The sequence below is a fragment of the Nonomuraea sp. H19 genome, from assembly GCF_052068215.1.
Taxonomy (GTDB): domain Bacteria; phylum Actinomycetota; class Actinomycetes; order Streptosporangiales; family Streptosporangiaceae; genus Nonomuraea.
Genome location: NZ_JBQHCV010000018.1, coordinates 58718 through 70286, shown reverse-complemented (window position 1 = coordinate 70286; position 11569 = coordinate 58718). Strand labels below are relative to the sequence as shown.

11 protein-coding genes and 1 pseudogene are annotated in these 11569 nt (G+C 70.8%); 5 read left to right on the top strand and 7 right to left on the bottom strand.

What is annotated here, in order from left to right; genetic code table 11:
- Positions 1-19 precede the first annotated feature (19 nt).
- The 6 genes and pseudogenes from ACTMTI_RS34410 to ACTMTI_RS34385 form a co-directional block, all read right to left on the bottom strand.
- Positions 20-175: pseudogene (locus tag ACTMTI_RS34410) on the bottom strand (FAD-binding protein); the annotation flags it as partial.
- 74 nt (positions 176-249) lie between these two features.
- Complete coding sequence (locus ACTMTI_RS34405) at positions 250-1053, bottom strand: IclR family transcriptional regulator (protein ID WP_441124838.1); 804 nt, start codon at positions 1051-1053, stop codon at positions 250-252.
- Positions 1050-1838: an alpha/beta fold hydrolase gene (locus ACTMTI_RS34400; RefSeq protein ID WP_441124837.1), complete on the bottom strand. Its 789-nt coding sequence runs from the start codon at positions 1836-1838 to the stop codon at positions 1050-1052. Before ACTMTI_RS34400 ends, ACTMTI_RS34405 begins: the two co-directional genes overlap by 4 nt.
- A complete protein-coding gene (locus tag ACTMTI_RS34395) occupies positions 1835-2701 on the bottom strand; it encodes an alpha/beta fold hydrolase (protein ID WP_441124836.1) in 867 nt (288 codons plus the stop codon). The genes ACTMTI_RS34400 and ACTMTI_RS34395 overlap by 4 nt, the downstream gene beginning before the upstream one ends.
- A 16-nt stretch (positions 2702-2717) precedes the next feature.
- A complete protein-coding gene (locus ACTMTI_RS34390) occupies positions 2718-3662 on the bottom strand; it encodes a hypothetical protein (RefSeq protein WP_441124835.1) in 945 nt (314 codons plus the stop codon).
- On the bottom strand, positions 3659-4165 hold the full coding sequence (locus ACTMTI_RS34385; protein WP_441124834.1) for a hypothetical protein: 507 nt from the start codon (positions 4163-4165) through the stop codon (positions 3659-3661). Before ACTMTI_RS34385 ends, ACTMTI_RS34390 begins: the two co-directional genes overlap by 4 nt.
- Before the next feature lie 235 nt (positions 4166-4400).
- On the opposite strand from ACTMTI_RS34385, the gene ACTMTI_RS34380 reads away from it, so the two are divergent.
- The 3 genes from ACTMTI_RS34380 (at position 4401) to ACTMTI_RS34370 (ending at position 7483) form a co-directional block, all read left to right on the top strand.
- Positions 4401-5012: a hypothetical protein gene (locus tag ACTMTI_RS34380; RefSeq protein WP_441124833.1), complete on the top strand. Its 612-nt coding sequence runs from the start codon at positions 4401-4403 to the stop codon at positions 5010-5012.
- A 258-nt stretch (positions 5013-5270) separates the two neighbouring features.
- Positions 5271-6128: an alpha/beta fold hydrolase gene (locus ACTMTI_RS34375; RefSeq protein WP_441124832.1), complete on the top strand. Its 858-nt coding sequence runs from the start codon at positions 5271-5273 to the stop codon at positions 6126-6128.
- 95 nt (positions 6129-6223) lie between these two features.
- A complete protein-coding gene (locus tag ACTMTI_RS34370) occupies positions 6224-7483 on the top strand; it encodes an aromatic ring-hydroxylating oxygenase subunit alpha (protein ID WP_441124831.1) in 1260 nt (419 codons plus the stop codon).
- Here ACTMTI_RS34370 and ACTMTI_RS34365 read toward each other — a convergent pair.
- Positions 7469-8389, bottom strand: a complete 921-nt coding sequence (locus ACTMTI_RS34365; protein WP_441124830.1) for a helix-turn-helix domain-containing protein — start codon at positions 8387-8389, stop codon at positions 7469-7471. The genes ACTMTI_RS34370 and ACTMTI_RS34365 overlap by 15 nt on opposite strands.
- Positions 8390-8575: 186 nt before the next feature.
- Between ACTMTI_RS34365 and ACTMTI_RS34360 the strand changes: the two genes are divergently transcribed.
- Both ACTMTI_RS34360 and ACTMTI_RS34355 read left to right on the top strand, forming a co-directional pair.
- A complete protein-coding gene (locus ACTMTI_RS34360; protein ID WP_441124829.1) occupies positions 8576-10102 on the top strand; it encodes a GMC family oxidoreductase in 1527 nt (508 codons plus the stop codon).
- A 9-nt stretch (positions 10103-10111) separates the two neighbouring features.
- Positions 10112-11560 (top strand): aldehyde dehydrogenase family protein, encoded by a 1449-nt coding sequence (locus tag ACTMTI_RS34355; protein WP_441124828.1) that lies wholly within the window; start codon positions 10112-10114, stop codon positions 11558-11560.
- Positions 11561-11569: the final 9 nt, after the last annotated feature.

Sequence of the window (11569 nt, the reverse complement as noted above, 5' to 3'; positions counted from 1 at the left end):
ACATGGCGGTGATCTGCCCGCCGGGCTGGGGAAGCACGTCGATGACCACGGTCCGCAGGCCGCGGAAGCCCGCGTAGTACGCGCCGTACAGGCCTGCCGGACCGGCGCCGATGATCAGGATGTCGGCCTCTATGGGAGCGCCCTGATGGGCGTCGGCGGAGGTCAGCGGGTTCATAGGAGGAACGTTAGGGATCGGCCGCCCGCCGGCCAACGATCATGTTCCGGTGAACAGGACGGCCCCCGCGATGCTCACGCCATCGCCTGGAGGGTGCGGGAGATGCCGAGGCCGGCGGTGTGCAGCGCGCCGCTGAACCGGGCGAGGTTCATCCGGCAGGTGGGCGCCGTGAGGGAAAGGGCGCCGACGAGCGTTCCGGGATTGCTGAAGACGGGCACCGCCACGCTCATGTAGCCGAGCCGGGTCTCTTCGATCTCGACGGCGAGCTTCTCGGTCCGCGCCCGTTCGAGCTGGTTCCGCAGCAGCCCGGGCGAGGTGATCGTCTTACGCGTGAGCGGCCGGAGCCCTTGCCTGACGACCTCGGAGAAGAGCGGCGCCGGGGAGAACGCCAGGATCACCTTGCCGGTGGCGGTGCAGTACAGAGGCAGGCGCCCGGCCACCCGGGACTGTTTGTTGAGCCCCCGGTGGACGACGAGCTTTTCGACGTACAGCACTTCGAGGCCGTCGTGGATGGCGAAATGGACGGTCTCCTGAGCGGCGAGCAGCAGGTCCTCCATGTACGGCAGGGCCGCCTCGCGCAGGATCCGCTGCCGATGCACCCGCTGGCCGATCTCGAACAGCCGCAGCCCCAGCCGGTAGCCGCGGTTGGTGCGCTCCAGCACCCCCCATTCGACGAGTTCGTGGGCGAGCCGGTGGATCGACGCCTTGGCCACCCCGGTGCGCCGGACCAGTTCGGCGAGGGAGAGGACGTCGTCCTCGGCGGTGAAGGCTTCGACGATCAGCTGGGTCTTTCTGAGGACCGAGTTCATCCCCACGGGATCCGGGACCACCGCGAGGGCCGGGGCGACGGGTCGGGGGGCGATGGGCATGACCGTCATGACAGAAACCTCGTGATCAGGTGTGAGATCTCCTCGGGGTGATCCTCCATCAACGGAACCATGCCGCCCTCCACGATCGCCACCTCGGCCGTGTTAAATCTGGAGGTGAGAAGCCGCAGGTCGGGAAAGGCGTAGGGGTCCGCGGACGCCCCGACGCACAGCACCGGGCAGCCGATCAGGCCGATCCGGTCCTCCATCCGATAGCGGCCGACCGCCTGATGGCCCTTCTCGACATCCTCGCCCAGGATCAGCGCGTCGCGGACGAACCGGGTGAGCAGGTCGGGCCGCCCGGGCGGGTAAAAGCCTTGGCGGCGCCGCCACAGCTCCGTCAGGTGGTCGCCGCCGGGAACGACCTCGACGAGGTCGATCGGCGGCCGGTCGCGGCGCCTGGCGCGCGCCTCGGCGTCGAGGCAGGGGGTGGAGGACAGGACGAGCCGCGTCACGCGGTCAGGCGCCCGCGCGGCCACCTCGATCGCGATCACACCGCCGGTGTGGTGACCGGCCAGTGCCACCTGCTCCAGGCCCAGGGCGTCGAGGAACTCCACGACCGCCGCGGCGTACGTCTCGATGCTGTGCTCGGCGAGCGGTGCCGAGGCGCCGAACCCGATGGTGTCCATGGCGATGGCCCTGTGGGTCCGGCCGAGCAGCGGCAGCAGCTCGCGGTACTCGTCCCAGGAACGTGGCGTCTGGTGCAGCAGGACGACGGGGGGACCCGATCCGCATTCGGCATAGTGCACCTGGCCGAACGAGGTGTCGGCGTACCCGAACCGGAGGCCGCCGCTCATGGCCGCCGCACCGCTTCGGCGAGGAAGGCGAGGCTGAGCGGGTTGTAGCGGCCGGCCTGCTCGTGTTGCGGCCAGTGCCCGCACTCGGGGAAGATCTCCAGCCGCGCGCCGGGGATCGCGGCGGCGATCGCCTGCGCCTCGGGTACGTCCCCGAACGGGTTCTTGTTGCCCCACACGACCAACGTCGGGGCGGTGATCCTGGCCATCCGGTCCGGGAGCAGCAGGTTGCGTTCGCGCCTGCCGGCCTCCTGCAGGGCCAGCAGGTTGTGCAGGTTCTTCTGGAACTCGGGGCGGTGATAGATCGCGTACCGCACCTCGGTCAGCTCGTCGCCGAACTCCTCGTCCCACTCGGCCCACAGCAGGCGCAGCCGGTCCCGGGTCAGCCGGATGTCGTCCTGCAGCGACGCGGCCGTGGTCGAGGTCTTCAGGCGCTCCATCACCGCCGGGTTGACCTTCGTCCCGCCCATGCACAGCAACTGCAGCGACGCCACCCGCTCCGGCCGCTCGCTCGCCGCCCACGCCGACACCCAGCCGCCGAGTGACTCGCCGACCAGATGCGCCCGCTCCGCGCCCACGGCGTCCAGGTAGGCCATCAGGTGCTCGACGTACGCCGGGATCTCACCCGGGCGGTCCGGCTTCGCGGTATAGCCGTGGCCGAGCATGTCGATGGCGTGGCAGCGGTAGTGCCGGGCGTGATCGGGGATGTTGCGGACGAACGCCTCCAGATGACCGGTCGTCCCGTGCAGGAAGACGACGTGCTCGCCGTCCTCGGGACCCGCCTGGAGCGCCCGGGTCCTGAGCCCGCCGGCGTCCACGTACGCGTGCCGGTAGTCGATGTCCGACAGTGCGGTCCAGATGCTCAAGGGTGTGCCTCTCTCTTCAGTGGGTCTGCGCGGGGTCGATGACGGCGACGGCCATGCCGGTGAGCCACTCGGGCATCACCTCGTAGGCCAGCCGGCGACCGGGCGCGTGGTCCAGCGCGGCGGCCATGACGAGCCAGGTCCGCAGTTCCTGGGCGCCGTTGCCGGCCGTCTCCGCCAGCCCCTGGGTGCCGTAGGCGGCGATCCGGTGTGCCTGACCCTGCTCGATCAGGGTCAGGAACTCCTCGTCGAAGGCCGGGTTGATCGCGGCCTCGGCGGCCCGGATGATCTCCCGGCGGCGGGCGTCGTAGTCCTGCCAGTTGTCTCTGCCGTCGAGCCAGGCCCGCACCATGAACTCCTCGTCGTCGCCGTGCGGGTCACGCCAGTCGGGCCAGGGCAGGCGGTGGGACAGACCGCCGGAGCCGATCACGGCGACGCGCCGGTCTCCGGGGAAGGACAGGACGGCCTCCCGGAGCGTGCGCCCGAGCGCCTCGCACCGGCCGAGCGCGGGCAGCGGGGGCGCGAAGACGTTGACGACGACAGGGACGATCTCCACGTCCAGCCCGTCGAGCAGATACTGGATCGCGTGCGACTGGCCGTGGTCGATCTGCAGCCGGGCCGAGTAGGCGAGGTCGAAGCGGCCGCCCTCCACCAGGGTGGCGGCGAGGTGCCGGGCGAGCGGCACGTCCACCGGTTGCGGGCCCTCGGGGGTGCCGGACTCGCCGCTGGCCACGCACTCGCCTACCCCGATGGTGAAGCTGGGAATGAGGTCGAGCCAGAATCCTCGGAAGTGGTTGGAGCCCACCAGCACGACGGTGTCGGGGCGGGCGGCGGCCAGCCTGTCCCGGGCCACCTGCAGCGCGTCCCGGAAACGCTCGGCGCGATCCTGGTGAACGGTCTGTTCCCAGTGGGTGTTCATCAGCGTGCTGTGCGAGGCGCCGACGCCCAGGACGACTTCGGTCATTGCGGCAGTCCCACTTCGGCTCGGGAACGGGTGATCGTGTCCACGGCCACCCGGACGAGGTGGCGGGTCAGCCGCTCCATCTCGTGAAGGTCGGCGCTGTTCATGCCCAGGGCGAAGTCGATGGCGAAGGGGGCGTCGGTGACCTTAGGCATGCCGATCCGCACGGTCGGGATTCCCCGGCCGCGCAGGATGTTGGCGTCGGTCGCGCCGCTGTTGCCGAGGATCACCTCGTGCGGGCGGCCTTCGAGGGCCTCCCAGGCGGCGATGGCGCTGCGGCACACCCACATGCGCCGGTCGGAGACCGTGCCGGGGATGGCCAGGACCATCTCGTACCCGATGTCCAGTCCGGGGAGGTCCGCGCGGATCTTGTCGATCGCGGCGGCGAACTCCCGTTTGGCCCGCATCGGGCTCGTACGCGGGCTCAGCCGCAGGTCCACCCGCATCCGGCAGGCAGCCGGGGTCACCGCCGCCATCCGCGGCGAGCCGCCCTCGATCGAGGCCACGATGCCCTGCGGAGCGACCGTGCCGTCCGTGTGCCGCCGGGCGTATTCGGCGAACCAGTCCTCCAGCCGTACGGCGACCTCGCCCGCGCGGGCGATCGCGTTCTCGTACGGCAGGCGGTGCCGGGACCCCGGCGTACGTGTGGGTGCCGCGGACCTCGACGTCGAACCAGGCCAGCCCGACCTCCTCCCAGGAGACCGTCCACCCGGGTTTGGCGATCACCGCGAAGTCCGCCCAGTGCCCCTGTTCGAGCAGGAACGAACAGCCCGCCCCCTGCCCGGTGTTGCACCGGGTGCTACCGGGCAGCGCGTTCGTGGGCATGCCGCCCGCTCCGAAGGCGACGAGCAGGTCGCCGGTCAGCGGCAGTCCGGCGCGGTGGATCGCCTCGGCGGCCATGAGCACGCACGCGGCGTGGCCCTTGGGGTTGCCCGCGCCCAGGCCGATGACGAGATCCCCCTCGACGCGGGCGGCGGGCCGCATGTCGGGCCGCGGCTCGGGCCCGGTCCACGGCCGGTCGAGGTCCGGGTCGCCGGCCGTCAGCGTGTCGATCGGCGCGTACAGCATCAGGTCGGGCCCGGAGCCGTCGCCGCGCAGCCGCCCCCACGCGTTGGCCTGGCGGTCGTCGAGCGGCTGCGCCGCCGCGGTGATGCCGGCCGCGGTGAGGACACCCGCGATGTGCCTGGCGAGGAGACCTTCGTCGCCGGTGGGGCTGGGCGTGTCCACCAGGGCGATGATCAGCTCCCGCAGCCGGTCCGCGCTGATGTGCCGCCAGGCTTCGGCGACCCCGTCCCGCCGCGGCGGGTCGAGGCCGGCCAGCGGGTCGGGGGTCGTCATTGGTTGACCCGGTGAACCTGGGTGTTGGTCCTGCGGGCGAGCCGGCGCCACAGCATCGGCAGCGCCACCGCGAGGGCGGCCCCGGCGAGCAGGGTCAGGAGGGTACGTCGCACGATGGGCACTCCCAGGACAGCGCAGGGACGGTGCCCCAGATGATGGGCCGGGATCCGGGGTCCGCCTACGGGAACGTCTCGCTCAGCAGAACACGGCCGGGGTCCGTACAGTGGACCGTTCGCCTTGGCCGCTCCCCCACTCGCCGGAAACCATCCGGACATGGAGATCTCACCGGCCCCGCAGGGCAGATACGCCGCCGCCGACGGTGTGCAGTACCACTACATCGACCTGGGCGCGGGCAGCCCTGCGATCTTCCTGCACGGCGGCGGGCCGGGCTGCACCGCGTGGTCGGACTTCGGACCCGTGGCACCGCTGTTCGCCGGCGACCGCCGCTGTTTCCTGGTCGACATCCTGCAGTACGGCAGGTCGGAGAAGTGCGTCATCACGGGACCGATGTGGGACTTCCACGCGCGCAAGACCGTCGCGCTCATGGACGCGCTCGACGTCGGCCGGGCCGACTTCGTCTGCAACTCCTGGGGCGGCACGATCGCGCTGAACCTGGCGGCGAAGTACCCCGGACGCGTCCGCTCATTGGTGATCACCGGCAGCATGCCGGTCTTCTACGGACCCCTGGCGCCGCTGCCCGAGGGCGCCCGCCGTGGCCGCAACGCCCGCGACGCGTACTACGGCGGCTCGGGCCCGTCCTGGGAGAAGATGCGTGAGCTCATGGCGCGGCTGGAATGGTACGACTCCGACGCCATCCCGGACGAGACGGTCACCATGCGCTACGAGCAGAGCCTGGACCTCGACGAGACGGCCCTCGCGGCCGCCTCGGACGATCCGCGCGGGGAGTGGCAGGACCTCACCGACGAGCTGGGCCGGATCACCGCGCCGGTGCTGTTCGCGTGGGGGATGCACGACGCCTTCCTGACCCCCGACTACCCGCTGATGCTCGCGCGCATGGTGCCGCGCGGCCACCTCTACGTCATGGACCACGCCTCACATCACCTCCAGGAGGAACGGCCGCATGACTTCCACGCGATCGTCACCGGCTTCCTCGACCAGCGGCACGACTGAACGTCCCGCTCAGCGGGACGCCCCGGTGGGCAACCCGGCGATCGACGACGAATCATTCTGGGCCATCCAGACTTTCCGACCCTGAGGACGGCGTGATGACGGATTCCAGTGCCGGCAAGCCCGCCCGGCGGCAGCCCGGTCGGCAAGACTGGTCGACGTGGCCGCACTACGACGCGGCGGCCTCGGGGTTCCGCGGCTACTGGTACCCGGTGACCTGGTCCAGCCACATCACCGGCACGCCGTCGGCGCACACCATCTGCGGCGAGAAGATCGCCCTGGTCCGCGACGACTCTGGACGTTGCCGAGTCCGCAACGACTCTGGACGTTGCCGAGTCCGCAACGACTCTGGACGTTGCCGAGTCCGCAACAAAGGCACGGTGTACGCGCTGCACGACCGCTGCCCGCACCGCGGCGTACCGCTGTCGCAGGGCGACCGGCAATTCCCCGGTACGGTGAGCTGCCCGTACCACGGCTGGACGTTCGACCTGACCAGCGGGCGGCTGTGCGCGGTCATCACCGACGGCCCGGCCTCGCCGATATGCGGCAAGGTCAGCGTCCGGACCTACGCCGTGGCCGAGCGGCTGGGCATGGTGTGGGTGTACGTCCCGATCGCCGGCGAGGCGCCGCCTCCGATCGACGAGCAGCTTCCCGAGGAACTGGCCGGCAACCCGTTCGTCCTCGGCGGCCGGATCGATCCGCGGGCCGGCAACTGGCGCTTCGCCTGCGAGAACGGCTTCGACGAGGGGCACGCGAAGTACCTGCACCGGACCTCTCTGTGGCGGCTGTTCAAGCCGATGCCGACGTGGAACGTGACCCGGATCGTCCCCCGGGGCCGGTGGATCTACCGGGTCCAGGACGAGGTGCACTGGGACGCGGACTTCCCCGGCGTGGGGCGCTGGTCGAACAAGCGCTGGTGGAAGCTGCGGCCGCCGAAGGGCACGTTCAACATCGGCAACACCGGCGCGCCGAAGAAGACGGACCGGATCATCGAGGCGCAGCGGTTCCCCGGGTTCGCCTCGCTGTCCATGCCGGGTGTGCTGCGCATCGCGTACCCGAAGTTCATCCACTACGAGTTCTACGTGCCGGTCGACAGCGGCCACCACCGGTACGTGGGCGTGATGGTGAACTTCACCGAGGGCTGGTCCACGCTGCGCTTCTACGCCAAGTACCTGGGCGCGATCCGGTGGCTGTTCCACGGGCAGTTCTCCGGCCAGGACGCCTGGATGGTGGACATGACCGACGCCCCGCCGGAGCGGCTGTACCGCCCGGACGTCTCGCTCACCGCCTGGCGCGCCCTCGCCGAGGAGGAGTTCAGCAGGAAACTCGCCGCGGCGGGAGGGTCAGCGCCGGGATAGCGCTTCGCGGCGGATCTCTGTGGCCGTCTGGCCGAACTCCGCTCTGAGGGCACGGCCGAGATGCGTGGGGTCGAGGATGCCCCAGCGGGCCGCGATCTCGCCGGTCGTCCGATTCGCGAGTGCGGGATTGGCGAGGTCACGCTGGATGCGGCGCAGCCGTTCGTGCCTGATCCAGGCCGCGAGGGACATGCCCCGCCCGCTCAGCAGCTTGTGCAGATAGCGCACCGAGATGCCGTGCCGGTGCGCGACGGAGGCCGCGGACAGGGCCGGGTCGGACAGGTTGGCCAGACAGTGGGCGAGGATGCGGTCGGTCAGGTGGGACGCCGGCTCCTCACGCCGGTCCTCGGCGAAAACCGAGAGGATCAACGAGATCAGCGCGTCGGCGAAGTGCATGCCGGCGGCGCCGGACAGCTCGCCGGCGGTTCCGCCGAGCCCGGTCAGACAGGCCGACACCACCGATCTGACTCCCGGACCGGCCGGCAGCGGCACCGCGCACCGCCGTGCGATCAGCTCGGCGTTGAGCCCGAGCCGCGCGCGCGGTATCGCGATGACGGTGGTGTCGAAGTCGTCCCAGTAACGCAGTTCGTACGGCCGGGTCGTGTCGTAGGCCTCGAGATCACCGGGTTGCAGCAGGCATTGCCGGCCGTCCTGCTCCACGCCGGCTCGCCCGCGCCGATGCAGCGCGACCTTGACCAGCTCCGGATCGGCGGAGCCGATCGTGCGGGCGTCCCGGCGGACCGAGCACGCCGTGCCGGAGATGTGCGTGGCGGGCAGGTCGTTGATGCTCGCGCCGCAGAAGGAGGCGTGGAAACCGGCCTCCCTCGGCACCCCGATGCGCAGGGGCACGAAGGCTTGCGACGCGGCGGCCTGGAACTTCTCAAGCCGCTGGTAGTCGTGACGTCTCATGATGATGCCCCCTGGGTGGAGGATCAGGAGTTTGTTGTGCCGTCAACGGCCTGTCAACGTCACCGTTCCGGTCACCGATCCGCTCGCGATGCACGGAATGGCGAGTGCCCGTGCGCAGGGTGGCGCCCTCCTCCCGACCTGCTGTTTTACCTTTGCGGCACGGAATCACGATGGGGAGGGAGCGGCATGGCGACCCCTGAAGCAACAGAACACGACTATGTGGTCGTGGGGGCCGGCTCGGCAGGCAGTGTCATCACCCGCCGGTTGCTCGATCAGGGCCACCGCGTGCACGTGCTCGAAGCCGGTCCCGGTGACGACGACCCGCTGATCAGCACACCGCAGGCGTGGCCGGCGCTCCTGGGCGGCGAGATGGACTGGGCCATACCGACGGTCCCCCAGAAGCACGCGAACGATCGCTCGATCATCTGGCCGCGCGGCAAGGTCCTGGGCGGCAGCAGTTCGATCAACGGGATGATCTACGTCCGGGGACATCGCAGCGACTACGACTCCTGGGCCTATGGAGGCTGCCCCGGCTGGGACTGGGAGAGCGTGCTGCCGCTGTTCAAGCGCTCCGAGGACCACGTCGACGGCGCGAGCGAGTGGCATGGCGCCGGTGGCCCGCTGCCGGTCTCCCGCATCGCCGATCCGCATCCGACCGCCTTCTCTTTCATCGAGGCGGCCACCGCCCTCGGCATCCCGCAGACCGACGACTTCAACGGCGAGCAGATGTCCGGCGTCGGCTTCAACCACGTCACCGTCCGCGACGGGAAGCGGATGAGCGCCTGGCAGAGCTTCGTGGCCCCGGTGACCGGCCACCCCGGGCTGACCGTGACGACCGGCGCGCACGCGCACCGGGTGCTGTTCGAGGGGCGCCGGGCGGTCGGCGTCGAATACTCGGCAGGCGGGAGGCTGCACCGGACCCGGGCTGCGGCCGAGGTCATCCTCTGCGGTGGCGTCGTCGGATCGGCGCAGCTGCTCCTGCTCAGCGGCGTGGGCCCGGCCGGGCACCTTGCCGAGTTCGGCATCGACGTGCTGGCCGATCTCCCGGGAGTCGGCGAGAACCTGCACGACCACGCGATCGTCTTCAACCTCTACGAGGCGACCAAGCCGCTGCCCCCCGGCAAGGCGAACCTGCTGGAGGCCCAGCTGTTCGCCAGCACCGACGCGGGGCGCCCCGGGCCGGACCTGCAGCCGCTGTTCTTCCACGTGCCGTACCCGGCGGACAGCTATCCGATGCCCGAGCACGGATACACCATCGCGCCCGGCATCGTGCGCCCGCTGTCCCGTGGCACCCTGCGCCTGGCCTCGGCCGACCCGGAGACGTCACCGCTGGTGGATCCCAACATGCTGGCCGAGAGCTACGACCTGGAAGCGCTGGTGGACGCGGTCGAGATCTGCCGCGAGATCGGCGCGTCCACCTCCTTCGACGAATGGCGCAAGGCCGAGGTGGCGCCCGGCCCCGAGGCCCGTACCAGGGACGACCTCCGCGCGTACGTGCGGCGCGCAGTCAGCACGTATCAGCACCAGGTCGGCACGTGCCGCATGGGGCTGGACTCCATGTCCGTGGTCGACCCGAGCCTGCGCGTGCACGGCGTCTCGGGACTGCGGGTAGCGGATGCCTCGATCATGCCGTCGGTCCCGTCGGGCAACACCAACGCGCCGACCATCATGATCGGCGAGAAGGCCTCCGACCTCATCCTCTCCGGCCGATAGGGAGCCATCATGGACATGCCGACGAGTCTGCTGATCGGCGGGGAATGGGTGCCGGCCGCCGACGGCGCCGAGTTCAAGACCTACGACCCGGCGACGGGTGAGCCGCTCGCCGTGGTGGCCGAGGCGGGGCCGGCCGAGGTGGACGCCGCGGTGTCCGCGGCACGTGCCGCGTTCGACGACCCGGAGTGGCGCACCATGCCGCCGGCCGCACGAGCGCGGGTGCTCTGGCGGATCGCCGATCTCATCGAACAGCACGCGGACGAGCTCGCCGAGCTGGAGACCCGCGACCAGGGACAGCCGATCGGCATCGCCAAGGGCCTCAACGTGCCGCTGGCCGCGGAGATGTTCCGCTACTACGCCGGCTGGTGCACGAAGATCGAGGGCTCGGTGTCCGCGGTGTCCATCCCCGGCACGATGCACTACACGCGGCGCGAGCCGATCGGCGTGTGCGCCCTGATCACGCCGTGGAACCTGCCGCTCGCGATCGCGGCCTGGAAGCTCGCGCCGGCGCTCGCGTGCGGCAACACCGTGATACTCAAACCGGCCGAGCAGACGCCCCTGACCACGGTGTTCCTCGCCCGGCTCTGCATGGAGGCGGGGGTGCCCGCCGGGGTGGTCAACTGCCTGACCGGCGGCCCGGTGGCGGGCAAGGCGCTGACCGAGCATCCGGACGTGGACAAGGTGTCCTTCACCGGCTCCACCGAGGTGGGCAAGCTGATCGTGGCCGCCGCCGCGGGCAACCTCAAGCGGGTCAGCCTGGAGCTCGGCGGCAAGGCGCCGAGCATCGTGGCCCGGGACGCCGACATCGACGCCGCCGTCGCCGGCAACCTGCAGGGCGCGCTGCTCAACAGTGGCCAGGTCTGCGCCGCCTACACCCGCTTCTACGTGGACGAACGCCGCGTGGACGAGTTCACCGAGAAGATCGCCGCGGCGGCGGCCGGCCTGCCTCTGGGGCCCGGTCTCGCTCCGGAGACGGTCATGGGCCCGCTCGTTTCCCAGGAGCAGGTGGACCGGGTCGCCCACTATGTACGGCTCGGCGTCGAGCAGGGGGCCGAGCTGGTGACCGGGGGGAAGCGGCCGGACGGCGACCTCGCGGCCGGGTACTTCTTCCAGCCGACGGTCTTCGGCGGCGTCAGGGACGACATGGTGATCGCGCGGGAGGAGATCTTCGGCCCGGTGCTGTCGATCCTGTCCTATGAGGATCCCGAGGAGCTCGCAGGACGGGCGAACGACACGGAGTACGGGCTGGCCGCCTGCGTGTGGACCAAGGACCTGACCACGGCGCACTCCCTCGCCGCCGCCATCCGGGCCGGCAGCATCTATGTGAACATGCTGCCGTTCCTGGATCCCGCCGCGCCTTGGGGAGGGTTCGGGGCCAGCGGATGGGGACGCGAGATGAGCTCGACGGCGATCGACGAGTTCACCGAGACGAAGGGCGTCTGGATCAACCTCGGCTGATCGGCCCTC